The following is a 24,371-nucleotide window of genomic DNA, read 5'->3' as shown; positions in this document are numbered from 1 at the left end:
CTGACATCAGCGCCTCGCGTCAGGGCCGCCAGCCGTAGATCCAGTCCTGCCGTGCCAGCATGCGTTCCGGGCCGAGGGCGCGGACCGCAAGGTCGCGCGCGAACGCGAGCGGCCCACTGAAATGATAGATGCGGCCCTGCTGCCGCGCGGTCCGCTGCACCCGCCGCACGCGCGCCTGGCGCGTCCGGCCGTATTGTCTCAGCGCTGCCGTGATGCCCGCGGTGGTCTCGGCGATCTCAGGGCTCAAATGCTGCGCGAGCACTGCGGCGTCCTCGATCGCCATGCCGGCGCCCTGGGCCGCAAACGGCAGCATCGCATGCACGGCGTCGCCGAGCAGCGCGACCGGGCCTTTACTCCAGGGGCAGTCGTCGGGGACGCCGAACAGCGCCCATTTCCGCCAGCTGTCGACTGTGGCGAGCATCATGCGCGCCGGCGGCGGCCAGCGCGGCGCGGCGAAGGCGTCCAGCACTTCGCGGGGATCGCCAGGCGTGCTCCAGCCCGGCCTGTTCCAGGTGCCCGGCAGCACCGCGACCACGTTGATCTGGCGTCCGCCCGCGATCGGGTAGGCGACGAGATGGGCATTCGGGCCCATCCAGAGCTGGACCCGGCGCGCTGTGTAGTCCTTCGGCAGTTGCGTGGCATCGAGCGTACCGCGCCAGGCAATCAGCCCGGAGAAGCGCGGCTGCACCTCGGGGAATAGATGCTGGCGCACCGTCGACCAGATACCGTCGGCGCCGATCAGCGCACTGGCGAGATCGCTGCGCCGGATCGTGCCGCTGCGATGAACCACCGTCAGCCCCTTGGCGTGAGGCGCGACGTCTTCGAAGGTCGCGCCGAGTTTCAGGTCGATATGGGGATGGTCGGAAACTGCGCCGGCGAGGGCGGATTGCAGGTCGGCGCGGTGCACCACCCAATAGGGGGCGCCGGCGCGCTCGGCGGCGGCTTCTCCCAGCGGCATGCGCAAAAGCTCACCGCCGGCCCGCGCGCTCATGATCGAGACTGCCTCCGGGATCACGGCGCGCAACTTGAGGCGCTCGGTGAGGCCGAGCTCGACCAGCACGCGGCTGGCGTTCGGGGAGAGTTGCAGACCGGCGCCGACTTCCTCGAGCCGCTCGGCCTTTTCCAGCACGATGATGCGGAAGCCGCGGGCCGCGAGCGCAAGCGCAGCCGTCAGTCCACCGATGCCGGCACCGGCGATGACAATCGTTCGGGAGAGCGCCACCCCTGGCCGATGGAAGCGGTCAGGCCACCTTGTCCTTCAGGACGCATTCCGGCGGACGGGCTTCGCCCGCCTTCAGGTCGGCGGCGAAACGGTACAGAGTCGAGCAGTACGGGCAGATGATCTCGTTGTCGTTGCCGAGGTCGAGGAAGACGTGCGGATGATCGAACGGAGGGTTGGCGCCCACGCACATGAACTCTTGCGAGCCGATCTCGATGACGGGGACACCGGCATCGTTGTGGAAGTGCGGGACGACATGGTCGGACATCGTACTCATCCTGGAGTGGCAATGGCGGCAGACACAATCACGACTGCCGCGGCATTATTAAGGCGCCGCGGACCATACTGGTGGGTGGAGATGATTGCTAGTCCAGCGGAACCGAAAGCTCCGCAATGCCCCATGCTCATTTGCTCATGCAAATTCGACACAATCTTGCGGCCTGAGAGAAGCCCTTCTTTCGTCGGGGACGTTGTGTCGCAATTTTGGCATACTATGTCTGTGGACGAGCGTAATTGCGACGAAAGACAACCGTTAGGCGTCAACGATCTCAGGACCGTCCAGGCTCTCCGCATGAAGTGGTTGCGAATCAGCACAGCGTTGACCGGTATCGCGGCATGCGGCTTCATGCTCGCGCAGGTAGCACCGCACGCCCGTGAGGCCGGGGCGATTCTGGCCGCCCAGGACGATCCCGCCGCGCTCTCAGAGATCAAGCTCGACGCGCTGCTGCGGCACAACGACCGCCTGATTCAAGACAACATCGAGGTCGCGCTCGCATCGGGCGATGCCGATCTTGCCGACAGTTTTGTCGCACTGGCGCGCGACCGCAACATCGCGCTGCCTGACGACCTCCTGAGCCATGTCGGTGACGCGGTCAAAGCCGAAAACTCCACCTCGCATTTCGCAAAACGGTTTGCCGCCGGTCTCGTTACCGGCAACGCGGATGATGTTGCGAGCTTGTCGGGAACCGTGGCCGGCGATCTCTTCGTCATCGGTGACATCAGGGACGTCGTCCGCGAGGGCAAGCACCTCGCCATGGGCGAGGAGACCGATCGCCTGGTGCTGGGCCTTGCGGCCGCGGGTCTCGCGGTCACGGCCGTGACCTACGTCTCCGTCGGCGGTGCCGCGCCGGTTCGCGCCGGGCTGACGCTGGTGAAGGACGCGCGCAAGGTCGGCCGGCTCGGCGAGGGACTAGCGGCATGGGCCGGCCGGTCCGCGCGCGAGGTCGTCGATACGCCGATGCTCCAGAACGCGGTTGCCTCCGGCTCGGTGCTGCGGCCGGGCCAGACCTTGAGCGCGATCAAGGCCGCGTTCCGCGCCGAGAAGGCCGGCGCGCTGGTTCGGCTCGGCAAGGATGTCACGCGCGTGGTCGAGAAGACCGGCACGCGCGGCGCGATGGATAGCTTGCGCATCGCTGAAGGTCCCAAGGACGTCGCACGCGCGGCGCGGCTCGCGGAAGCGCAGGGCGGCAAGACGCGCGCGATTCTGAAGCTGCTCGGCCGCGGCGCGCTGCTGCTGATCGGCGGGGCGTTCAATCTTGCACTCTGGCTGTTCGGTGCGGCGTTGACGCTGCTCGGCCTGTTGTCCTCGATCAAGGCGACGACGGAGCGCCTGACCCAGGCCTGGTGCGATCGCAGACGGGCGCGGCGACTTCGCCGGGCGCGGATCGCCGCCGAAGCCGTTCTGGCAAGCCCTGCCATCACGGCCTAAGATACCTCTTCCCCTCAAGATTGCGGAACTGATGATGCCGAGCTTTCACAACGGCGCCGTTGAAATTGCCTATCTCGACGAAGGCGAGGGCGATCCGATCATCCTGGTGCACGGCTTTGCCTCCAGCAAGAACGTGAACTGGGTCTATCCGACCTGGGTCTCGGAGCTGCGCAAGAACGGCCGCCGTGTCATTGCGCTCGACAATCGCGGCCATGGCGAAAGCGCAAAGCTCTACGAGCCCGCGCAGTACTCCATCCCGACCATGGCCGGCGACGTGCTCGCGCTGATGGATCACCTCGCCATCCCGCAGGCCGATCTCATGGGCTATTCGATGGGCGGACGGATGACGGCCTGGCTCTCCCTCAACGAGCCGCAGCGCCTGCGTTCGGCAATCCTTGGCGGCATCGGCATCGGCGGCCTGATCGAGGGCACCGGGCCCGGCGAGAACGTCGCGAAGGCGCTGGAAGCGCCCTCGCTCGACGACGTCTCCGATCCCGTCGGACGCACGTTTCGTGCTTTTGCAGACCAAACCCGTTCCGACCGCAAGGCGCTGGCCGCCTGCCTGCGCGGCACGCGCGATCTCATGACGAAGGACGAAGCCGCGCGCATCGACGTGCCCGTGCTGATCGCGGTCGGCAGCACCGACGACGTCGCGGGTTCGGCCAGCGCACTCGGTGCCATCATCCCGGGTTCGGAAGTGCTCGATATTCCCGGTCGCGATCACATGCGCGCAGTCGGCGACAAGGTCTACAAGACTGGCGTGCTCGATTTCCTCTCACGCCGCGCCTGAGGCGATGAGGCGGTTTCAGCTATCCTGAAATGTCTCGTTACAGTGGGCCATCCACTCCCTTCGGCAACCGTCCATTCCTGTACCTAGGGATCGGGGTTCGCTAAGGGCGCATATGAGACTCAACTCGAAGCCACAGCTTTATCGAGGTCAATCGGATACTTGCAATTCCGATCCGTCCAACTGCGCACGGGCTCCGTCGGCGCGTCGCGCAGCCCGGTAACGGCCGGGCGACTGACCAATGTGCCGGTGAAACAACTTCGAAAACGCCGCTGCAGTCTCGTAACCGATCCGGTTGGCAATCCGTGCGATCGGTTCGTCGCTGGTTTCCAGCAGGAACGCCGCCTCCGCCATCCGGCGTTCGATCACATAACGTTGCATGGGCTGGCCCACGAGCCTAGTGAAGCGCGCCGAAAATGCCGAGCGGCCGAGCCCGACGCGACGGCCTAGGTCGCTCAGCGTCCAAAGCTGCTCCGGACTTTCGTGAATCAGCTTCAGCGCCGGTCCGATATGGGGGTCAGAAATGGCCCCGATCCAGCCGCCTTGCCCGGGACTGAGAGACGCGATCCAGCTTCGCAGCACCTCGACGAAGAGCACTTCCGTCAGTCGTGAAAGCGCGACGCCTTGGCCAGGACGCTCGAGCGCGGACTCGCTCATCATGCGGCGCAGGATGGCTTCAAGCCAACCACGGTCGGACGTCGGCTTCAGCAAGAGCACGGGTGGAAGCAACTCCAGCACGCTGCCAAACGTCGGCCGCGACACCGTGAAATTGCCGCAGAGCATGGTCGAGAGCGGCTTTGCACGGCTGCCGTGACGAACGAATCCGAGGCGTGGCGACGACCGTTCGATATCCATGATGCGCAAAGGCTCGGCCCGGCGATCCGAATAAAACACATGGGGCTCGCCACGTGTGATGACGACAAAATCGCCCCCGGTGATCTGGATTTCCTCTCCCTGTTCGAGCGCGAGGGTCGCTGAACCTTGGTTGAGATAGTGAAACAGGGCGTAGGGGCGCGCCGGCAACTCAAGATGCCAGGGATGGCCGAGCTCGAAGTGAAAGAGCAGCGTCCCGCCGAGACGAACCCGATCGAGCACCTGGGTGAGTATATCCATCCCCCGAGACTAGAACCGCGGACGATCGGACACAAGACACGGACGATTGGTCCCTATCGTCCGAGAGGTCCACGGAATACGTCATGCCACGGCGGGCCGACGGGACGTGCGGCAACCATTTCGCCAACGGCAAATGGAAGAACCGCGACCTTGCTGGAAACGCCTGTCCATTCCCCCGGACTACTTTCGTCCGACATGCCAACAGGAACAAACAATGCGAACTATTCTCCTCTCAGCCGCCACCGTCCTCCTGGCCGGAACGACGTTGGTCGGAGCCGTACATTCCGCCGAACTGCCCAAGGGGGCAGCGCACAACGTCGTGCTCGTGCACGGCGCCTTCGTAGACCAGACGAGCTGGCAGCCGGTTGCCGATATTCTCACCAAGAAAGGCTACAACGTCACGCTCGTCGAAAATCCACTCACTTCGCTCGCCGCCGACGTCGATGCGACCAAACAGGCGCTCGCGAAGCAAGCCGGCAGGACCGTTCTGGTCGGCCACTCATGGGGCGGCGTGGTGATCACGCAAGCCGGCAACGATCCCAAGGTTTCGGCGCTGGTTTATGTGTCCGCCTTTGCGCCGGAGGTCGGTGAATCCCTGGCGTCGCTGGCAAAGGCCGGTCCGCCGACCGAAGGCGGCAAGGCGATCCACCCCGATGCGAAGGGCAATCTGTACATCGATCCAAAGGTGTTTCCGTCAGCCGTCGCGGCTGACCTTCCTCCGGAGATCGCCGCGCACCTGGCCAACTCGCAGCTTCCGCTGAACCACGTTGCATTCGAAGCCCCGGTCGACGTTGCGGCCTGGCATGACAAGCCGACGTTCTACGTCATCAGCACGAAGGACAAAGTCCTCGCGCCCGAGGCCCAGAAGTCGTTCGCGGCCAGGATCCACGCCCAGACGACGGAAGTCACCGGCAGCCATGCCTCGCTCGTCGTCCATGCGAAGCAGGTCGCTGAGGTGATCGAAAAAGCCGCCCTCACGAGGTGACGGTGCCGCTCCCGGCGCTGTGGCGCCGGGAGCCCGCGCGCTCCCGCTCGACCATTTTAAGCCAGGCATCCGTAGAGTGCTGAAACGTCCTGACGACACTTCAGCTCACGGACGTGAACACCTCCAATCGCGGAAACGCAACAAGTGTTGTCATGATGTGAGCGACGCATTGGAACGGACATTCCTGCATGTATAAGGCACTTCTTGTCACCCTCACTGCTGTGGCTCTTACCACCGTGTCTGCCGCGTCTGCTCCCGCCGTCAGCAGAGAGCCGCTGAATGCTGCGACGCTCAGCGCAATCAAATCGAAGTTCGGCGGCTGATGGAATTGGCAAACAAGCATGATTTCAAGGCTCTGTATCGGATGTTCTGGCAATCGCCCTCGGCCCTTTTGGTGGCCAAGAGCGCGATCCCGTCCGAGGGAAACTGGGCCGGCTTTTGGGGTAACGCGGCGATTGATCAATAGCTGCATGATATCGGTAGCCCGGTCCGGTCGTACTCGAGCCAGATTTTTCGAAGCTCAGGGTTGTCGGCCTGACGCGCGACGTCGCCGAGTCCTATGTGCCGATGACCATCACCGTCTCTTATGCGGGGCAAGATGGAACAGCCAGGCCGTTTCTCATGATCAGCAACTGGCTTCGCGTCGGGAAGGACTGGAGGGTCGCTTCCGAAATCATTCTTCCGGTGCCGGCGGCACCGGCACAAAGAGCTAGCCGCGGAACGCCTCAGTTGTTGTACGGCACTGACCGTCTCGCACTTGGGTCCGTTTTCACGCAGCCGGCTGACTAACGGCTGGTCGTGCTCATGCCACCGCCCCGCCGCGTGTGCCGATTTGCGGGGGCGATGAAGGGCTCCAAACACCCTTGAGAACGAATGCGCTGGTCTTACTGGATAAACGCGATCGCTGCTCGGACGAAACCAGGCACGATGGCGCTTCACCCCAATCTCACCGCGCTTTGCTGTCTTCCCCAAGGCGGCGCGCGAGCGCCATCAGCACCACGAAGGTCGCAACCCACACCATTCGCGCGCCGTAACGGTCGTGCGGACCGGAGATCACCGCGCAGACGAAAGCGTTGCCGAGCAGCGCCAGCGTCACGGTCGCCGCCAGCAACGTCAGGTCGTCGAGCCGGCGGATCGCGAGCGCATGGGCGAGCAGCGCGAGCAGCCCCAGCATCGAGGCGAGCGCGACGGGCACGTGCAGCCAGTTGATGGTGTCGAAATCGAGAGCCCAGTGCTGCTGGCGCGCCGCCCGCATCGGCGCGGCCTGTGAGGGGATATAGCGCTCGATAATGCCGCGGGTGTGCGGGATCCAGCCATTGGTGCCTTCGCCGGTCGCCACATGGAGCAATTGCCGTCCCAGCGCCCGCAACGCCGCGCCGGCCTGCCAGACAGGATAGTCGGCGAGCGAACCCACGACGATGGTGCCCATCTCGTCGTTCATGCCCTCGAAGCGGCCGAGCGTGTTGAACATGCTCTTGCCCCACAGGAATTCGTCGGCGGTCGCCGGCAATTGGTCGCGATAGGGGCAGAGCTTGAGTGTTTCGCGCGGGCAATGGTCATTGAGATAACGCGCGACGATGCCGTCCTGCATCATGCGACCGAAGGCGACGCCGGTGCCGCCCGGCGTCCAGGCCCATTTGCCCGACAAGGCATGGTTCGCAGACACCAGCATCAGGCCGCCGGCGACGATGGTGAGGCTCGCCTGCGCCAATCCGGCGATCGGAAGCCGGCGCCCCAGCCACGGCCGGATCACCCAGCCGGCGACGCAGAGACCGAGCAGCACGCCGAGCGTGGCGCTGTGGGTCGCGGCGGCAAAGGCGGTGAAAACGAACAGCGAGATCTTTTCGAGCGCCGAGGTCCGCTGCCCACCGATGACCAGCAGGAATAGCGACAGCACCGACAGGCCTGCAAAAATGTCGGTGAGCAGCATGCTCGCAAGCCAGGGCAGCGCAGTCGACAGGATCAGGAGCAGGCTGATCGCGACGAAACGGAACGTCTGCATCATCGAGAGCACGCGCAAGGTGAGCTGCAACAGCCACAGCGTGGTCAGCGACTGGACCGCGAGGTTGATCCAGAACCCTGAACTTTCGCCATAGTGCAGATAGATGCCGAAGACGGTGGAGCGGCTCGGGACGAGATAGCCCTCGTACCAGCGCGCCAGATAGCCTCCGGTATCCCATTGCAACAGCGGATAGCCGTTCCAGAATGCCGGCGCGATCAACAGGAGCGGCAGGGCGATGGCGGCGAGCCGCAGCCAGAGTGAGCCCGCGGCGCCCGCGCGCGCATGATCGGTGGTGATGGTCAAATCCGCTCCGTCCTCACTCGGACCATGCCCGCAATTACCGTTGAGGCGGAATTCACCAATAGTTTGACGCCGCCCGGCTTGAATTTGGCGAAACCCTGACCATTTTGAGCCGACCTTGCCGCCCGGGGTGTCGGAAGAAACTGTTGTGATTCAACGCGTTGGCATGCCCCCGCCGGACAACGCACTGTTCACTCTCAGGCAAGCCCGTCAGGACTTTGTCGCCTAGACTGTGTTATAGAACCAGTGAAACGAGCCAATTCGAAAGAGCAGATCTCATGGCAGTGCATCAGGTCAATCCGGGAGGAAAGCTTGCAACGCTTGATCCGATCTGGGATCGGATCCGCGGCGAAGCGGAGGACATCGTCCATCGCGAGCCGGAGCTTGCGACCTTCATCTATTCGACGGTGCTGCATCACAGCCGCCTGGAAGATGCGGTGATCCATCGAGTCGCCGACCGGCTCGATCATTCCGCGCTGTCGGGCGATCTCGTGCGCCAGACCTATGACGAGGCGCTGCGCGACGATCCCGATCTCGGCAACGCCTTCCGCGCCGATCTCGTCGCCGTCTACGATCGCGACCCCGCGACCTCGCGCTTCATCGATCCCTTGCTCTATTTCAAGGGCTTTCACGCCATCCAGACCCACCGCCTCGCGCATTGGCTCTATCTGAAGGGCCGCAAGGATTTTGCGTATTATCTGCAGAGCCGGGCGTCTGCGGTATTCCAGACCGACATCAATCCCGCCGCGCGCATCGGCCGCGGCATCTTCCTCGACCACGCCACCGGCTTCGTCTGCGGTGAGACTGCGCTGATCGAGGACGACGTCTCGATCCTGCATGGCGTTACGCTCGGCGGCACCGGCAAGGAGAACGAGGACCGCCATCCGAAAATCCGCCACGGCGTCCTGATCGGCGCCGGCGCGAAGATCCTCGGCAACATCGAGATTGGTCATTGCGCGCGCATCGCGGCGGGCTCGGTCGTGGTCAAACCGGTGCCGCACAACGTGACGGTCGCAGGCGTGCCTGCCAAGGTCGTCGGCGAAGCCGGCTGTGCCGAGCCGTCGCGCACCATGGATCAGATGATCAACGCCATGGGACTCTGAGATGGGCCTCTGAGGCGGGCCTTCGAGCTTGTCGGAAGGGGCGGATTTTCCGCCCCTTTCGTCCCAAAAATTCTTTGGCAATTCATGCTGGCGGTTGGTCGCGTCTCGTCCTAAAACCCGCGCCAACCCAGATTTCGATTGGAGACTTGCCGTGGACGTCAAGGAAGTTAGGAAGCTCGACGCGTATTTGAAGCGCGTATTCGGCAATCCCAAGATCCGCGTCGTGCCGCGGCCAAAGAAGGATGATTCCGCCGAGGTCTATATCGGCGAGGAATTCATCGGTGTGCTCTTCGTCGACGACGAGGACGATGATCGCTCGTTCCAATTCCAGATGGCGATCCTCGAGGACGACCTCGTCGACCAGGAATAGTTCGGCGATCGTCTCGCTCAACGGGGCCGCGCGGGCGCGGCTCCATGCCTTTGCTTTCTTGCAAGAACATATTTCTGCAAGGGTGATGTTCAGCTCAGGTCGTGCAGGTCTTTTCCGAGGGGAGGTGTCAGACGAAACGTCGAGAATACGACTTCTAGCCCCGCCCGTTCGGGTGTGCAGGCCATCGGTCCCACAAGGTAGGAGTTTGCTTTAGGAAACGCCGCCAGCCGCATGAGGGGCCAGGATTTGCCGTCGGCCGAAACCTGCAGACGAAGGACACCGTTGGCGATGGTCGCGCGGACCCAGAAGTCGCTGGCATTATGCTCATAGGGTGCTGTCGCCCAGTCTGATTGCCCGTTTGTCAGCACGCTCGCGAGCATAGCGCGGCCATCTGACAATTCGATTCCGGCTTTGACCCAATGATGCGCGTCGAGGCGCACCATGATGCCCGCCTGATCATAGAGCGCCCGGAAATCGCCCTGAACACGCAAATCTGCGGTGAATGCTTCGCCTGTCGGAAAGCCCAGGAAATGTCCGCTATCGCGATTGAAGCCGTAATGGGTTTCGCGCCAGAAATCCGTGGCCTTGTCCGTGAGGATCCGCAGGTCATCACCCTCTGCCGCCCATCGCTGCGGTTCATTTAGCCACACACCGTCACTTCTGCGGAGAATCATGACTAACCTCTGTCGCGGATGCCTGCCGGTTCGGTCCGTGAGTCGGACGAGCACGGCATCGTGCATTGAGATGAAAAGGCAATGTAGCCGAGATTGCTTCGCTTCGCTCGCAAGGACGAGCAACAGCTTCACCGCCGCCCCATCCTGACACCATACGCGCGAAGCTGACTTCGAAAAATACGAAGCATTACAGGAGCTTGGCTACTGTGCATGGGGTTGTTTTCGCAGTTTTTGTTTTGGAGGCGCAGGTCGCGCGGTCGCGTTCAGCCCTTCGGGCCGCGCAGCTGCGCCGTCAGCTTCTCCATCGCTTCCGCCGTATCGCGCCACTGCGACAGCCAGCTGCGCGGAAAGCGGAAGGTGAGGTCGGCGCCGCCGACGCGGCGTTCGGCGAGGCACATGCCGGGCGTCGCACCATCGCGCGTGCAGCGCGCGGTCAGCGCGGGACTTGCGGCAGAATAGAGATCCTCGGTGCCGTAAGGCGTGTCAGCGCGGAATATCCGCATCGTCAGCCCGTCCTGAGGCATTGCCGCGGCCTGGTCGAGATAGCGTGGATAAATCGTGGCGGTGCGCTGCTCGGGCGAGAGCGCATCGCGATGCGCGGCGATCGACAGGAAGATGCGGTCGATCGGCTGCATCGCCGCATCCACGCTATCGGCGGTGACGTGCTTCGGCGCGCCCGGCGGCTCCAGCGAAGGATACAGGAAGTCGAGATCGATCCGCTCCTGCGGTCCGGAGTGGCGCTGGATCTTCATGCGGATCGCGTTGGTCGGCAGGTTGAACAGCGTGCCGCCGACGCTCACCGGCAGCTTGTCTGGGGCGTTCGCGCCGCTCGGCCCCCAGGTCGGCCACAACAAATAGGCGACGAGCGCGACGGCGCACACCGCGGCAATGCCGCCGAGCACGATCGGGACGACGTGGGCCCGGGTGCGCACCCGGGGAGATTGAGGGGAAATTGCCGAAAACACCGTCATGAGCCGCGCGAATGAGCCGGAAGTCGGCCGATGGCCGACGAATCAGCGGCGAATATGCCACGTGGTGGCGATTTCGCGGAGCGTTGGCCGGCTGCAGGGAAGGGAGAGAGGCCTGCGTGGAACGGCTGGCGGCGTTAACCTTCCCTTAAGGATAATGTAGCGTTAACCGGCACTCTTTGTCACAGGAAGGTACCTCGCGTTGCGTAAGGGCGGACTGTTCCGATGACACCTGAAGCTCTCAACACATTCTTCTCGATCGGCATTGGTTTCGCGCTCGCGGGAGCGCTCGTGAGCGGATACCAGACGGTCGCACAGCGGCCGGCCGGCTTCGGTCTGTTGCAGGACGGCGTGGCGCCGAAGACCTTCGCGGCGGTTCCGTTCCTGGTGTTCGCGGCGCCTTTCATCATCATGCGCAATACTCTGCGCGGCAGGCAGGTGGAGAGCCGCCGCGTCGAATTCGTGATGATGGCGACCGTCATCGCCGGCTTCTGGAGCATGATGAGCGGCACCTTCTTCCTGATGACGCTCCGCGCGGCCGGCGTTCTGGTCTGATGCGCGCGCTATAGGGCTGCCTGCGCGGCGGCCCTTTGCGTCAAGGCCGCCGTTTCGCTATGGCTGGGGTTGACGCGACAGGAGACCCTCATGGCGATCTACGAGCTCGACGGGCAGGCGCCCGACCTTCCCGCCGACGGCAACTACTTCATCGCGGAGACCGCTACCGTGATCGGCCGCGTGCGCCTGAAGCCGGGCGCGAGCGTCTGGTTCGGCGCGGTGCTGCGCGGCGACAATGAGTGGATCGAGATCGGCGAGGGCGCCAACGTGCAGGACGGCTCGACCTGCCACACCGATCTCGGTTTTCCGCTTCAGATCGGCAGGAACTGTACAGTCGGGCATAACGTCATCCTGCACGGCTGCACCATCGAGGAGGGCGCACTCGTCGGCATGGGCTCAATCGTGATGAACGGCGCCAGGATCGGGCGCAACAGCATCGTCGGCGCCGGCTCCGTCATCACCGAGGGCAAGGAGTTTCCCGAACGGTCCCTGATCATCGGCTCGCCGGCGCGGGTGATCCGCACGCTCGACGATGCTCAGGTGCAGAAGATGGGGAGTGCTGCGAAGTTCTACGTCGCCAATGGACCGCGCTTCACAAAGGGCCTCAAGCGGATCGGGTGAACTCAGCTTCCTTCGGACTCGCGCGCTTCTATTGCGCTTGCGACCTTCTCGTGCCCCGCGGACCATAGGGCATGCTCATCGCTACCGTCCTGGTACGGATTGGCTTCCGCCGGAATGTTTTTACGCGCCGCGCGTTCGCCTTCTGCAAAAGCATCGCGATCGTTCATCGTGACTGCGCCTTTCTGTTTGCGGAGCAGAAGATCAGCTTGCGCGTGATCGTGCCCGCCTTCCCGGTTTCAAGCTGATGCGACGGCATTTGTTCCGGAACCGGTCCTTGCTGCGGCGGTTGATCGGCGAAGGAGAATTTCAATGGCCAGATTGCCTATAGCCCGTTCAATCAAGACCGTGATCGTGATCTTCGCCCTTGCCGCGGTGCCGGCCGCATCGTTCGCGCAAGCCACCGGCGGCTCCACAGGATCGGCCGGAGGTGTCGCCAATTCTCCGGCTCCCGCGCCAGGCACCAACAGTCTGGGGACCGCCCAATCGTCCGGTGCGAATGCACCCGGCGTCACCACTGGGACCGGCGCAGGTGGGTCCACCGACGCCGCCGTCAACGCCGAGAACCGGCTGCTCGACAAGAAGCTCAAGAGCATCTGCCGCGGCTGCTGACGCTCGCGGGGAAGTGAGACATTGAGGCTGTCAGGAACGCCTCAAGCCGATTAGCTTGGTCCTGCTTTGGAGCGTGGAGGGTATCCACGCAGAGGATCGAGTGATGTTACGGAAGATGATGTTGACGGCGCTGGCTGTGGTGGCGGTTGGGTCGTCGATGCCGCAGGCGGCACAAGCGGGCGGTCACGGCGGCTGGGGTCATGGCGGCGGTGGCTGGGGCCATGGTGGCGGCTGGGGTCATGGCGGCCACTGGCATGGCGGTGGCTTCTGGCCAGGCGTCGCCATCGGTGCCGGTATCGCCGGCGCAGGTTACTACGGCGGGTATTACGGCTACGGCCAACCGTATTACGGCAATCCATATTACTATGGTACCGGATACGATGATGGCGGTTATGGCGGCTGCTACGTTGTGCGGAAGCGCGTCATGACGCCAGCGGGCTGGCGCATCCGCCCCGTGGATGTCTGCGAATAGGCGGCGGTACCCGTCAAAAAACAAGGCCGTTGACGCAATATACCGTCAACGACCTTGCCAGCCCCGGACATTGAAATCGGCTCACGCCATCCGGTAACGGCGAGCATCGCTTGGAATCACACGGGCGAATGTGATCCAGTTCACAAGTCCAAAAATTTAAGGGTGGCGGCGCCGGCTGCTCAGCCGCGCGAGCGCTTGCGTGCACTGGCATGGACACGATGCCGTGCAGGTTTCCTGCGGGTAACTGAGGGAGTCTCCGCCTCGCTCGCCCGGGCGCTGGCAAAGGATTGCCGCAGGCCATCGATGGACTCGTTGAGTGTCGTGACCTGCTCGGACAGACGCTTGGTGTCGGCCTGCTGGAATGCGAGCAAGCGCTTCACACTCTGGAGCTGGTCTTGCACGACCTGGAGCTGGTCAATCGATTCCTGCTGGGTGGCCTCCAGCCCCTTGGTCTTCTCGACCAGCTGCTCGGATGCCTGTGCGGTGCGAGCCTGCAGCTGCCGTGACGCCACCACCCGGTCGGTCTCAGGGGCCGCACCGGTATAGGCACGCCAGATCGCGATCGAGGTCACCCCCGCGATCAGGAGCAGGAGCGCGGCGGCGGTCAGCGCGATAGGCTGGGCGCCAAGGCGAAGGAGGGGATGGGACCGCGTGTCCTCTGCGAGATCGATCATCGCTGACAAAACCCAAATTGAAACTTGGTGAGTGGCGAAGACCGGCAACCTGAGGTTACCGGGGCGTCCCGAAAGCGTTACGTGTCGGCAAGGAATGGGACCAAAAAGAGGCTAAGAGCAAAAAAACCAACAATCAGGATGCCTTAGGGCATCCGTGCCCCCGTCAGAGGCAGAGATCAGGGCTGAAACAGCGAAAACGGACCGGAATAGGTCTTCGAGCGCGGCGCCGCGTAGGGCCCGAGCCGGGAGGTCTTCAGTCCCAGTCGCACCAGTGATTCTGCCAAGGTCACCGCGGCGGCGACGCCGTCGATCACGGGCAGGCTGTGCGTGGCGGCGAGTTCATTGGCGAGATCGGCCATGCCGGCGCAACCGAGCACGATGGCCTCTGCGCGATCGTCGCGGATCGCGGCCGTGATTTCCGTAGAGATTTTTGCGAGCGCATCGGTGTTGCGCTCCTCGAGCGCGAGCACCGGCACCTCGGCGGCGCGGACGCGCGCGCAGCGTTCGGCGAGGCCGTATTTCCGCAAATTATGCTCGATCGGCACGATGGAGACACCGAGCGTCGTCACCACGGCGAAGCGCGCGGCAATCAGGCTCGCCATGTGGAAGCCGGCCTCGCCAATGCCGATCACTGGTGCCCTTGCCGCAGCGCGCGCGGCGTCGAGGCCGGTGTCGTCGAAGCAGGCGATGACATGCGCATCCGCGCCGTCGCGGTCGGCCTCGCGGATGCAGCCGAGCATGCCCGGCACCGCGAACGCCTCGTCGTAAAATCCCTCGATCGAGACCGGGCCCATCGTGGGCTGGCGCGCATCGATCACGGTGTCGGGCAGGGCGACCGCGCGCGCGGCAGCGGCGATCTTCACCGTCATGGACGCAGTGGTGTTGGGATTGACGACGTGAAGCCGCATCGGATCAGACAAGCCCCTTCTCAGACAAGCCCTTTGCCGGCGTCCGAGCCTTTGGCCGCCTGTCGCTTGTTGAGCATGTGGATGGTGCCAAGCGCAAGCGCGATCACCGTGAACGAGACGGCCGAGATCACGGTGCCGAGCGCATAGATGTCGGGGTTCGTCACGGTGGTGGTGAGGCCCTGGAGATCGAGAGGCAGCGTGTTCACCGCCCCGATCGCCTGGCTGGAACGCGCGAGTTCGTCCCAGGACAGTGTGAAGCCGAACAGTCCAATGCCGATCACGGAGGGCAGGATGATCGGCAGCACGACATGACGGAACGCCTGCCACGGTGTCGCACCGAGATCGCGCGCGGCTTCCTCGAGCCTGGGATCGAAGCGATTGAAGATCGCGAACATGATGAGAAGGCCGAACGGCAGCGTCCAGGTCAGATGTGCACCGAGGCCCGAGGTGAGCAGACCCATCGAGGTCTCGAAATTCTCGTTCCAATGCGCCTTGATCAGATCGTCGATGATGCGGAATTCAAGCGAGATGCCGAGCGAGGTGATGATCGAGGGCACGATGAGGCTCGCGATCGCGGAGTAGAACAGGATGCTTTGCGCCTTGAACTTGCGGCGAAACGCCATGCCCGCTGCGACCGACAGCACGACGGTGACGATCATCACGATAATGCCAAGCAGCAGCGAACGGCGGAAGGCGGCGCCGAGATCGACGATGCCGGTGCCCTGGAACAATTTTGCGATCCAGAAAGTCGATACACCGTTCATCGGGAAGGTGAGGCCGCCCTGCGGTCCCTGGAACGACAGCACATAGATCGCGATCATCGGGCCGTAGAGGAACAGCGTGTAGGCCGCGAAGAAGATCGCGAGCACGTAGAAAGAGCGCGGGCGTCCTTCCTTCATGCTCTAGAGCTCCTTCTTGATGTCGACGATACGCGACATCATGGTGATGATCAGGAACGTGATGACGAGCAGGATCACGGCATTGGCCGCTGCTGCCGGGAATTGCAGCGCATTCACCCGCGTCTCGATGATCTTGCCGGCGGCCGCGATCTGCTGCCCGCCCATCACGCCGATGGTGATGAAGTCGCCCATCACGATGGTGATGACGAAGATCGAGCCGATCACGATGCCGGGTTTTGCCAGGGGAATGATGACGTTGACGAGCGTCTGGAAACCGGTCGCCCCGGCGTCATAGGCGGCCTCGATCAGCGATTTGTCGATGCGAACCATTGAGTTGAAGATCGGCACCACCATGAAGAAGGTGAAGAGGTGCACCAGCGCCAGTACCACGGAGAATTCGGAGAACAGCAGCCATTCAACGGGATGGTTGATCAGCCCCGTCTTCACCAAGCCTGAGTTGACAAGGCCATTGCGCCCGAGCAGCGGAATCCAGGCGATCATGCGGATCACGTTGGAGGTCCAGAACGGGATCGTGCAGAGCAGCGACAGTCCCATCTGCCAAGTTTTCGACTTGACGTGAAAGGCGAGGAAGTAGGCGACCCAGAAGCCGATGAAGAGTGTGATGACCCACACGAGGAAACAAAGCTTTAGCGTCTTCAGATAAGTCTTGGCGATGGTGCAGAGATCGGGGAGCTGCGCGATGCAGCCCTCGAACGTGTCGGTGTAGCCGCGGCCCGAGAAGGCCGGCAGCAACTGGTATTCGTTGTAGTCCCAGAACGAGACGATGACGACGAAGACGAGCGGGATCAGGAAGAAGGCGAGGAACACCAGCATCATCGGCCCGGCCTGGAGCCAGGAGATGAAGGAGGGTGACAGCCGCGCCGCTTTGCTGCGGCGCGCCGTCTCCGATCCCCGGACCAGGTCCGGAGATGCCTGTTGCAAAATGTCCTCCGACGTGTCCATCAGATTACGCCGCGATGAACTCGTTCCACTTGCGGACCATGTAGTCGTTCTCGTCCATCACGGCGTTCCAGCACGCGACGCCGCCCATGCGGTCCTCGTAGGAGCCGCCGTCGCGCACGGCGCCAGCCTTCTCGAGCAGCGAGCCGTCGGGCGCCTTGATGTCCTTCTCGGCCGCCTTGCCTTCCATCCAATAGGCCCACTCGTAAGGCTCCATATGCGCCTTCGCGGTGGAGAGCACGGCCGAATAGTAGCCCTGGCGGTTGAGATAGGCGCCGGCATAGCCGGACAGGAACCAGTTGACGAACTCGTAGGCCCATTCGAGCTTCGCACCCGAGACGCCCTTGGAGACGCAGAAGCCGGAGGCCCAGGAGCGATAGCCTTCCTTGAGCGGCTGGAAGGTGCAGGCAATCCCCATCGAGCGGACCTTCGTCACCGCCGGCGACCACATCGACTGGATCACGGTCTCGCCCGAGGCCATCAGGTTGACGCTCTCGTTGAAGTCTTTCCAGAAGGCGCGGAACTGGCCCGCCTTCTTGGCCTCGGTCATCACCTTCATGGTGAGATCGATCTCTTCCTTGGTCATGTTGCCCTTGTCGGCATATTTGTACTTGCCGGTGGCTTCCACGACCATCGCGGCATCCATGATGCCGATCGAGGGGATGTTGAGGATCGAGGCCTTGCCCTTGAACTCGGGGTTGAGCAGCTCGGCCCACGAGCTGATCGGACGCTTGATGATATCGGGGCGAATGCCGAGCGTGTCGGCGTTGTAGACGGTCGGGATCAGCGTGACGAACTCGGTGGCAGACGTCGCGAACTTCTTGGAGTCCTTGCCTTCGAGATAGAGCACCTTCCAGGGTGCGGTGCCCTGGCCGCCGATCTTCTTGCCGCCGGGCGTGACGCCCTTGGTGAAGACCGGCGTGATGTTGTCGAATTCCTTGATCTTCCTCGCGTCGAGGGCAAGGATGTTGCCCGACGGCACGATCTTCTTTAGCGCGAAATATTCGGTGTCCAGCACGTCGAAGGAATTCGGCTGGGTCATCACGCGCTTGGTGACGTCGTCGGTGGTCGCGGTGATATATTCGATCTTGATGCCGGTGTCCTTCAGGCACTGCTTGGAGATTTCGTCACCCTCGTTCACTGCGGTGCCGAGATAGCGCAGCACCTTCGGCTCGGCCGACATTACATAGGGAAAGCCTGTGATGGCGCCGGAGCCCGCGGCAAGTCCGGCGAGACCCGCGGTGCTCTTCAGTAGCGTGCGGCGGCTAAGGCCCTTCTTCCTGGTCGTTTCGGTCATATCAGTCACTCCTCTGTTGCGCATTCCGGTGATTGATCGGCGCTATTGCAGACGTTGCGCCTTGGCGGGATCCCAGATGGCCAGCACGCGATCGCCCGGCCGGAACTGGTGGACGTCGAAGGCGGCCTCGGGAAGGTGGGAAAACAGGGCGGTCCCGTCGTCGAGCGTGAGCGAGACGGCGATGTAGGAGCCCTGGTACTCGGTCTGGGTCAGCAGCGCGGGCGCGCCGAAGGCGCCGTCAGTGAACGGCGCGATGCCGAGCTGATCGGCGCGCACGGCGATGAGTTTGCCTGCGTCGCTGAGGACGTTGTGACCGCCGATGAAGCGCGCCACGAATTCGGTGCGGGGGTGATGGAAGATGTCGCGGGCGCTTCCCTGCTGTTCGATCCTGCCCTGGTTCATCACCACGATGTGGTCGGCCAGCGCCATCGCCTCTTCCTGGCCGTGCGTGACCTGAACGAAGCTGATGCCGAGTTCGCGCTGTAGCCGCTTCAATTCGCCGCGCATCCTTACCCGCAGGAACGGATCGAGTGCCGAGAGCGGCTCGTCGAGCAACAGGATCTGCGGCTCGGTGATCAGCGCGCGGGCGAGTGCGACGCGCTGCTGCTGGCCGCCGGACAGCTGTGCGGGGAGGCGGGCCGCATAGGGCGTCATCGCCACCAGCTCGAGCAACTCGCCGGCGCGCTTGTGCCGCGTCGCCCGGTCGATGCCGCGCATTTTCAGGGCAAACGCCACGTTGTCGAGCACGGTGAGGTGCGGAAACAGCGCGTAGGACTGGAACATCATCGCCGTGCCGCGCTTGGCGGGTTCGAGATCCGTGACGTTCTGCGGACCCAGGATGATGTCGCCTTCGCTGACGGCCTCGTGGCCGGCGATCATGCGTAGGGTCGAGGTCTTGCCGCAGCCGGAGGGGCCGAGCAGGCAACAATAGGTGCCGGCCGGGATCTTCAAATTGACGGTGTCGACCGCCAGCGTCGTGTCGTAGCGCTTGGTGACGGCGACCAGTTCGAGGGCGGCGGGAGTGGCCATGGCGTGTCCGGGGCGAGGGCGATGCTGCGCCTCTCTCCGCAAGGTCCATGCCAATCGCGCTTGAATCGTTCTCGGCCGGCCGAATTCCAAAACAGTGCAGCGGAGTCAGATCGTTAGATCGAATCCCACGGGCTTGGGCGGTTCGCTGCCTTCGCAGTTGCGTGCACACAAAACAGGCGCGGATTGTATAAAGTTTCGCCTGTGATTGGATACAGCTGGTCGATTAGGATTCAACGCCCTCGTCGACGATCGAGTCCTCACCCCCATGGCCGTCAAGTCCCGACCGAAATCCGACGCGCCAGATGCGAGCGATCGCGTCAGCCGCATCCGGGAAGGTGTGACTGCGGCGATCCTCGAGCATCGCCTGTTGCCCGGCACGAAACTCGGCGAGGACGAGATCGGCGAGATCTACGGAGCAAGCCGAACGCTGGTTCGTACCGCGCTGCAACAGCTCGCGCATGAAGGCATCGTCAACATCGAGAAGAACCGCGGCGCCTTCGTCGCGCGGCCGACGCCTGCGGACGCCCGCGAAGTGTTCGAGGCGCGCCGCCTGATCGAGCCGACAATCGTCGATCACGCCGTTGACGCGGTGTCGCCGGCCTGGATCGGGCGTCTCCAGCGGCATCTTGCCGAGGAGCGCGAGGCGGAGCTGCGTGGCGATGCGCGTGCTTCGGTCCGCCTCTCCGGCGACTTCCATCGACTCGTCGCCGAGATGAGTGGCCACAGCATCTATCTTGGTTTTCTCAAGGAGCTGATCGCGCGCTCCTCGCTGATCATCCTGCTCTACCGCCGGCACGACACGCCGGCCTGCGGCACCGATCATCACGCCGGAATCGTCTCCGCGATCCGCAAATGCGACAGGGAGGCCGCGCGCGCGCAGATGTTGTCGCATCTGAACGAGATCGAGGCCGAGCTGTTCCTGAAGGATCCCGCCGCCGACGAGTTGCGGCTCGCGGACGTGCTCGGGGTCTGACCTCCAGGAGGTGTCCGCACCCGGCTGGGCGCGGCGACGGCTATTGCGGCTCCAACCCGAGAGTCTTGATCGACTCGAGCCAGACCGGCCCTTCCTTTTCGTAGAGCGCAATCGAGGATGCGCGATCCATGGCCGGCTGGTCGACGCCGAAGGCATCGAGCAGCTTCTGCACGCGCTCCGTCTTGCCGCCTTCGACCATCAGCTTGGCGAGCATGTCGATCCGGTCTGCCGGTATCGCAGCGGGCGCCACCAGCGCGGTAAAACTGATGAGCTGGAAGACATTGCCCGTGACCCCTTGCTCAGCAAATGTCCTGGTCTCGGGCAGCTTCTTCATGCGCACCGGTGTCGGCACGGCAATCGGGCGGCCGATGCCGGTATCGAGCACCGGCAGCGCGGCCTGATAGCTGCCGACCGCCGCCTGGATCACCCCGGCGGCCAAATCCTGCCACATCGGCGCTTCGCCGCGGTAATGCACGATGGAAATGTCGAGACCGAATTGCCGGTTAAGCTCGGCGATCGCAATATGCGCGAACGAGCCGATGCCGTACGAGCCGGCCGTGACCTTGTTGCCACGTGCGTACGCGACGAACTCTTCGATCGTCTTTGCATTGGTGGCGGAATGGACCACCAACGGCAGATGCCCCGAAGGCGTCATCGCGACGATCGTGAAATCCTTGTCCGGATCATAGGCCAGCGATTTCAACAACAGCCGGTTACCGAGCAAGGTGGACGAGATCGTGTACATCAGCGTGTAGCCGTCGGCCGGGGAATCCTTCACCGACTGTGCCGCCAGCGCACCGCTGGCTCCGGTTTTGTTTTCGACAATGACCGGCTGGCCGAGCTTCTGCGAGATATAGTCGCCATAGGCGCGGGCGAAGGCATCGGTGATGCCGCCTGCCGGCGTGGAGACGACGATCTTGATTGCCCGGGTCGGCCACGCTTCGGCCCAAGCCGTTTCAGGGGCGGCCATCGTCAGGCATGCAATCGCGGCAGCCCAAATTCTCGCGGATGTCCGCACTTCGGCCTCCCCTTTTCCCTGTGTCATTGGGCAGCCGGCAGCCACCGCAACGAGGTTTCACACGGGCAAGGAGGATGGTCAAGAAATCAAAATATCGTTTCACTGTGTGAAATGATCATCGCCGACCTGCAGGAGAACCCGGCGCGGCAAGCTTGGCGCCGAGCGCCTCGGCAAGTGCAGAAGCGACCTTCTTCATCGAAGGTACGAAGCGCCGCACGCCGTCCTCCAGACCGACCGCCTCGCGAAGCATCATCACGTTCATGCTGCCGAACAGCCGATTCCGCAAAACGACGGGTACGCCGATCGCCCACACTGCGCCGCCGAAGACGCGGCGGCTGTAGGTCTCGTCCATGACCGCGAAGCCGGCGTCGCGGATCGTGCGCAGCACTTTGGCAAGCCTGACGGGATTGCGCGCCAGATCGTTCCAGGGCTCGGGACCGAGGGCAAGCCGCGCGGCAATGCGCTCCTGCTCGGCGGGCTCGCAGAAGGCGAGATAGGCGCGTCCCATCGAGGTGCCGAGGACGGGAAACCGAAATCCCGGCGGGCGGCTGAACAGCAGCGAGCCATCCACCCGCGTCGTGTGGGCGATGACCATAGATTCCTGATCGAGCACGGCAATGTCTGACGGCCAGTGGATCTGCTTACGGAATTTGTTGAGGATGGGTTCGGCGATGCCGCCAATCCAGGTCGGCTCATCATAGCCTGCGCTGAGCAGCAGCGCCCGTCCCGTCGGCGCGTAGCTGGCCGGCTCGGTACGACGTACCACATAACCTTCATGCTCCAGCGTCTCGAGCATGCGGACGATCGTTGACTTGTTCAGCCCCGTCGCCTTGTGCAGCGAGCCGACGGTCGACTGCCGTTCCTGATTGATCACCCGAAGGACTTCGAGGCCCCTGGACAACGCGATGACGGGACGGAACGACGTCATGCCAACTCCTTGTGATTGCCTGTACCGCTAGCCGATGAAGCAACAGCCGGAGGGACAGGGCAGCGCGCTCGACGCCATCGCCACCGATTGCGGGAAGGTTGGCATGAGTCAAGCTCGCTGACGCGTTCATCTCGGTTTCGAGAAGGGCGGGATTCGCAGTCAATTCGATCGCTTGCTGTGCCCAGCGGCAATTTAGTTCCTGTGGTCAAGCTGGATTGTGCGCTCCCAGCCTCGTGTGGACGGTAGGGCGCTGCGACGTCACGTGACTATTCCTCGCGAGCCACACCGGCTATAGGATGGCGCTCTGTCATCGAACTGTCATGTTACCGTAAATGCTGAAGTCAGACGCAACGCCGGTTCGCAAGGCTCCGAGCGCGCGGGATGGAAATCCTGTTGCAAGGGAAAACAAGAGAACGCAAGTCGTTGCTGGCTTCTTCAGGCAGCGTGAGCCGGCCGAACTCGTCGCGGAACCTGTGATCGATCAGACGCCATTGCAAGACGCGGAACGGGCAACGGAACCACTGCGGTCGAGCGCTGCCGCGCATGGTGCCGGTGAGATCGAGCTCAAGCTTTTCGTCGATGCCGATCGCATGGCGCATTTCAAGGCCGCGCCTGTGATCGCGATGAACGCGCGCAACAAGGGCGCGCGCAAACATCTCAAGTCCGTCTATTACGACACGCCGGAGCGGACGTTGCGTCGCCACGGCTTGAGCTTGCGCGTTCGTCAGAGCGGCGCGCGCTTCGTGCAGACCGTGAAGACCGATGCGGTGGACGATCCGCTCCGCCGTGGTGAGTGGGAGATGAGGGTACCGTCGCTTGCGCCCGATCTCGGTTTGGCAATGCCGTTCATTCCCGAGAAGCTTCGCGGCAACCTGGAAGCGCAGCCGCTCGAATCGGTCTTCACCGCCGATGTCCATCGCCATGCGCGGCCGATCGAACTGCCGTCAGGCACGGTCGAGATCGCCTTCGACCAGGGTGAGTTGACGGCCGGCGACCGTTCACTGCCGGTGAGCGAGATCGAGCTGGAGCTCAAGAGCGGCAGCGCGAGCGCGGTCTACGAGATCGCGCTGCGGCTCGCGGAGCACGGCGACGTAAAGCCGTCCATTCGCTCCAAATCGGCACGCGGCTTCGATCTTGCCGCCGACAAGCCACCCTCGGCGCGGCGTCCGCGAAAACTTCGTCTCGATCCGTCGGTGACATTGGACGAGGCGTTCGCGACAATCCTGCGTTCCTGCTTCCTCCATTTGCTTCAGTCGCTGCCGGCGGCCGAGGATGGCCGCAATCCGGAAGGAATCCATCAGCTGCGCGTCTCGCTGCGCCGGCTTCGATCGGCGTTGGATCTGATGGGGTCGGTCGGCGCGCTCAGCAATCTCGATGCGCTGCGGTTGGAAGCCAGATGGCTGGCGCAAGAGCTCTCCGCCGCGCGCGACTGGGATGTGTTCCGGCTCGATACCTTGCCGAAGATCGCAACAGCCTGTCCGTCGGTCGCGGGCTTCGATGCACTGGGCCTGGCTGCGGCCGGGCGCCAGTCCGACGCCTATCGCAAGGCGCATGGCGCCCTCGAAGATCGCCGCTGCGCCATGTTCCTGCTCGGCCTCGGCAACTGGATCGAGGCGCGGGGCTGGCGCAACGACGTCGCCACCGAGGATCTCGGCCAGCTCGCCGAACCCGCGGCCGACTTCGCGGCACGCATCCTATCGGCGCAATACGCCAAGGTGCTCAAGCGCGGCCGCCGCTTCAAGTCGCTTTCCGCCGAACAGTTGCACCGCCTGCGGCTCGCGACCAAGCGGCTGCGCTATCTCAGCGAGTTTCTGCTGCCGCTGTTCGCAGACCGCAAATCCACGCGAAAATTCTCGCGAAGGCTCTCCGGCTTGCAGGAGCAGCTTGGCGCCGTCAACGACATGGCGGTTACGGCATCATTGCTGGACGGGCTTGATGCCGAGCCCGACGGCACCATCGCCGCGGCGGCGATCGCAGGCTGGCAGGCGCGCGCGTCGATCGGGGTGCAACCCGTCCTGCAAAGCACATGGCGCGATTTCACCGTCGCGCGCGTGCCCTGGTCGCGGCAGGCGCCGCAGAACTAAGCGAAGTACACCCTAAAAAAGTTGCCGGGCACGCAATGGGGGTGGGAGGGGCCGGCGCCGCCCGGGTGGGGGCGGGGGGGGGGGGGGTTTGGACGGGGAGCGGGGGGGAGGGGGG

At 63.6% G+C, this 24,371-nt stretch carries 27 protein-coding genes and 1 pseudogene; 12 read left to right on the top strand and 16 right to left on the bottom strand.

Annotated features, from left to right (window positions below):
• Positions 1-19: 19 nt before the first annotated feature.
• Positions 20-1,222 (bottom strand): FAD-dependent monooxygenase, encoded by a 1,203-nt coding sequence (locus AC0L23_RS19205; RefSeq protein ID WP_247523204.1) that lies wholly within the window; start codon positions 1,220-1,222, stop codon positions 20-22.
• Positions 1,223-1,241: 19 nt separating this feature from the next.
• Complete coding sequence (locus AC0L23_RS19200; RefSeq protein WP_007602543.1) at positions 1,242-1,487, bottom strand: zinc-finger domain-containing protein; 246 nt, start codon at positions 1,485-1,487, stop codon at positions 1,242-1,244.
• A gap of 303 nt (positions 1,488-1,790) precedes the next feature.
• Here AC0L23_RS19200 and AC0L23_RS19195 point away from each other — a divergent pair, with 303 nt between their 5' ends.
• Together AC0L23_RS19195 and AC0L23_RS19190 are read left to right on the top strand one after the other, a co-directional pair.
• Complete coding sequence (locus AC0L23_RS19195; protein ID WP_085396131.1) at positions 1,791-2,927, top strand: hypothetical protein; 1,137 nt, start codon at positions 1,791-1,793, stop codon at positions 2,925-2,927.
• Positions 2,928-2,961: 34 nt separating this feature from the next.
• Entirely contained in the window at positions 2,962-3,717 is a 756-nt protein-coding gene (locus AC0L23_RS19190; protein WP_085396325.1) for an alpha/beta fold hydrolase, read from the top strand.
• A 147-nt stretch (positions 3,718-3,864) separates the two neighbouring features.
• Here the strand turns inward: AC0L23_RS19190 and AC0L23_RS19185 are convergent, their stop codons facing one another.
• Positions 3,865-4,827: an AraC family transcriptional regulator gene (locus AC0L23_RS19185; RefSeq protein WP_085396133.1), complete on the bottom strand. Its 963-nt coding sequence runs from the start codon at positions 4,825-4,827 to the stop codon at positions 3,865-3,867.
• A gap of 214 nt (positions 4,828-5,041) precedes the next feature.
• Here AC0L23_RS19185 and AC0L23_RS19180 point away from each other — a divergent pair, with 214 nt between their 5' ends.
• Complete coding sequence (locus AC0L23_RS19180; protein ID WP_026232924.1) at positions 5,042-5,812, top strand: alpha/beta fold hydrolase; 771 nt, start codon at positions 5,042-5,044, stop codon at positions 5,810-5,812.
• 188 nt (positions 5,813-6,000) lie between these two features.
• Positions 6,001-6,601: pseudogene (locus AC0L23_RS19175) on the top strand (hypothetical protein).
• Positions 6,602-6,758: 157 nt separating this feature from the next.
• On the opposite strand, the gene AC0L23_RS19170 reads toward AC0L23_RS19175, so the two are convergent.
• The gene (locus tag AC0L23_RS19170) at positions 6,759-8,117 is read right to left on the bottom strand and encodes a hypothetical protein (protein WP_317246141.1); all 1,359 of its coding nucleotides are present in this window, start codon (positions 8,115-8,117) and stop codon (positions 6,759-6,761) included.
• Positions 8,118-8,392: 275 nt separating this feature from the next.
• Here AC0L23_RS19170 and cysE point away from each other — a divergent pair, with 275 nt between their 5' ends.
• Together cysE and AC0L23_RS19160 are read left to right on the top strand one after the other, a co-directional pair.
• Entirely contained in the window at positions 8,393-9,217 is an 825-nt protein-coding gene (gene cysE, locus AC0L23_RS19165; protein WP_007602549.1) for a serine O-acetyltransferase, read from the top strand.
• 151 nt (positions 9,218-9,368) lie between these two features.
• A complete protein-coding gene (locus AC0L23_RS19160; RefSeq protein WP_007602550.1) occupies positions 9,369-9,587 on the top strand; it encodes a DUF3126 family protein in 219 nt (72 codons plus the stop codon).
• An 89-nt stretch (positions 9,588-9,676) separates the two neighbouring features.
• Here AC0L23_RS19160 and AC0L23_RS19155 read toward each other — a convergent pair whose 3' ends face one another.
• Positions 9,677-10,261, bottom strand: coding sequence for a DUF1349 domain-containing protein (locus AC0L23_RS19155; RefSeq protein ID WP_026232925.1), 585 nt, complete (start codon positions 10,259-10,261; stop codon positions 9,677-9,679).
• Between the two features lie 263 nt (positions 10,262-10,524).
• Entirely contained in the window at positions 10,525-11,232 is a 708-nt protein-coding gene (locus AC0L23_RS19150) for a hypothetical protein (RefSeq protein ID WP_085351113.1), read from the bottom strand.
• A 222-nt stretch (positions 11,233-11,454) separates the two neighbouring features.
• Here AC0L23_RS19150 and AC0L23_RS19145 point away from each other — a divergent pair, with 222 nt between their 5' ends.
• Together AC0L23_RS19145 and AC0L23_RS19140 are read left to right on the top strand one after the other, a co-directional pair.
• Positions 11,455-11,784, top strand: a complete 330-nt coding sequence (locus AC0L23_RS19145) for a DUF6949 family protein (protein ID WP_007602553.1) — start codon at positions 11,455-11,457, stop codon at positions 11,782-11,784.
• Between the two features lie 90 nt (positions 11,785-11,874).
• Positions 11,875-12,405 (top strand): gamma carbonic anhydrase family protein, encoded by a 531-nt coding sequence (locus tag AC0L23_RS19140; protein WP_018455332.1) that lies wholly within the window; start codon positions 11,875-11,877, stop codon positions 12,403-12,405.
• A gap of 2 nt (positions 12,406-12,407) precedes the next feature.
• Here the strand turns inward: AC0L23_RS19140 and AC0L23_RS19135 are convergent, their stop codons facing one another.
• Entirely contained in the window at positions 12,408-12,572 is a 165-nt protein-coding gene (locus AC0L23_RS19135) for a ribosome modulation factor (protein ID WP_247371639.1), read from the bottom strand.
• Between the two features lie 142 nt (positions 12,573-12,714).
• On the opposite strand from AC0L23_RS19135, the gene AC0L23_RS19130 reads away from it, so the two are divergent.
• Both AC0L23_RS19130 and AC0L23_RS19125 read left to right on the top strand, forming a co-directional pair.
• Complete coding sequence (locus AC0L23_RS19130; RefSeq protein ID WP_026232927.1) at positions 12,715-13,014, top strand: hypothetical protein; 300 nt, start codon at positions 12,715-12,717, stop codon at positions 13,012-13,014.
• A gap of 103 nt (positions 13,015-13,117) precedes the next feature.
• Positions 13,118-13,486, top strand: a complete 369-nt coding sequence (locus AC0L23_RS19125; protein WP_085351115.1) for a hypothetical protein — start codon at positions 13,118-13,120, stop codon at positions 13,484-13,486.
• A gap of 179 nt (positions 13,487-13,665) precedes the next feature.
• Here the strand turns inward: AC0L23_RS19125 and AC0L23_RS19120 are convergent, their stop codons facing one another.
• The 6 genes from AC0L23_RS19120 to AC0L23_RS19095 form a co-directional block, all read right to left on the bottom strand.
• Positions 13,666-14,160: a hypothetical protein gene (locus tag AC0L23_RS19120; RefSeq protein WP_085351116.1), complete on the bottom strand. Its 495-nt coding sequence runs from the start codon at positions 14,158-14,160 to the stop codon at positions 13,666-13,668.
• Between the two features lie 176 nt (positions 14,161-14,336).
• Complete coding sequence (locus tag AC0L23_RS19115; RefSeq protein WP_085361723.1) at positions 14,337-15,068, bottom strand: aspartate/glutamate racemase family protein; 732 nt, start codon at positions 15,066-15,068, stop codon at positions 14,337-14,339.
• Between the two features lie 20 nt (positions 15,069-15,088).
• A complete protein-coding gene (locus tag AC0L23_RS19110; RefSeq protein ID WP_085396140.1) occupies positions 15,089-15,967 on the bottom strand; it encodes an ABC transporter permease in 879 nt (292 codons plus the stop codon).
• A gap of 3 nt (positions 15,968-15,970) precedes the next feature.
• The gene (locus AC0L23_RS19105; protein ID WP_007602562.1) at positions 15,971-16,930 is read right to left on the bottom strand and encodes an ABC transporter permease; all 960 of its coding nucleotides are present in this window, start codon (positions 16,928-16,930) and stop codon (positions 15,971-15,973) included.
• A gap of 4 nt (positions 16,931-16,934) precedes the next feature.
• A complete protein-coding gene (locus AC0L23_RS19100) occupies positions 16,935-18,224 on the bottom strand; it encodes an ABC transporter substrate-binding protein (protein WP_007602563.1) in 1,290 nt (429 codons plus the stop codon).
• Positions 18,225-18,266: 42 nt separating this feature from the next.
• Positions 18,267-19,253, bottom strand: a complete 987-nt coding sequence (locus AC0L23_RS19095) for an ABC transporter ATP-binding protein (protein WP_018455340.1) — start codon at positions 19,251-19,253, stop codon at positions 18,267-18,269.
• Between the two features lie 265 nt (positions 19,254-19,518).
• Here AC0L23_RS19095 and AC0L23_RS19090 point away from each other — a divergent pair, with 265 nt between their 5' ends.
• Positions 19,519-20,226: a GntR family transcriptional regulator gene (locus AC0L23_RS19090; protein WP_085351121.1), complete on the top strand. Its 708-nt coding sequence runs from the start codon at positions 19,519-19,521 to the stop codon at positions 20,224-20,226.
• Positions 20,227-20,266: 40 nt separating this feature from the next.
• Here the strand turns inward: AC0L23_RS19090 and AC0L23_RS19085 are convergent, their stop codons facing one another.
• The 3 genes from AC0L23_RS19085 to AC0L23_RS19075 all read right to left on the bottom strand — a co-directional run bounded on the left by AC0L23_RS19085 (position 20,267) and on the right by AC0L23_RS19075 (position 22,771).
• A complete protein-coding gene (locus tag AC0L23_RS19085) occupies positions 20,267-21,196 on the bottom strand; it encodes a Bug family tripartite tricarboxylate transporter substrate binding protein (RefSeq protein WP_018455342.1) in 930 nt (309 codons plus the stop codon).
• Positions 21,197-21,359: 163 nt separating this feature from the next.
• Entirely contained in the window at positions 21,360-22,172 is an 813-nt protein-coding gene (locus tag AC0L23_RS19080) for a helix-turn-helix domain-containing protein (protein WP_085361725.1), read from the bottom strand.
• A 341-nt stretch (positions 22,173-22,513) separates the two neighbouring features.
• The gene (locus AC0L23_RS19075) at positions 22,514-22,771 is read right to left on the bottom strand and encodes a hypothetical protein (RefSeq protein WP_473357238.1); all 258 of its coding nucleotides are present in this window, start codon (positions 22,769-22,771) and stop codon (positions 22,514-22,516) included.
• Between AC0L23_RS19075 and AC0L23_RS19070 the strand changes: the two genes are divergently transcribed.
• Positions 22,763-24,256: a CYTH and CHAD domain-containing protein gene (locus AC0L23_RS19070; RefSeq protein WP_473357237.1), complete on the top strand. Its 1,494-nt coding sequence runs from the start codon at positions 22,763-22,765 to the stop codon at positions 24,254-24,256. The genes AC0L23_RS19075 and AC0L23_RS19070 overlap by 9 nt on opposite strands.
• The last annotated feature ends 115 nt before the right edge of the window (positions 24,257-24,371 follow it).

This window comes from Bradyrhizobium sp. MI1.4, assembly GCF_055811315.1.
The sequence above is the reverse complement of the archived record's forward strand: the minus strand, read 5'-3'. Positions and strand labels throughout refer to the sequence as shown.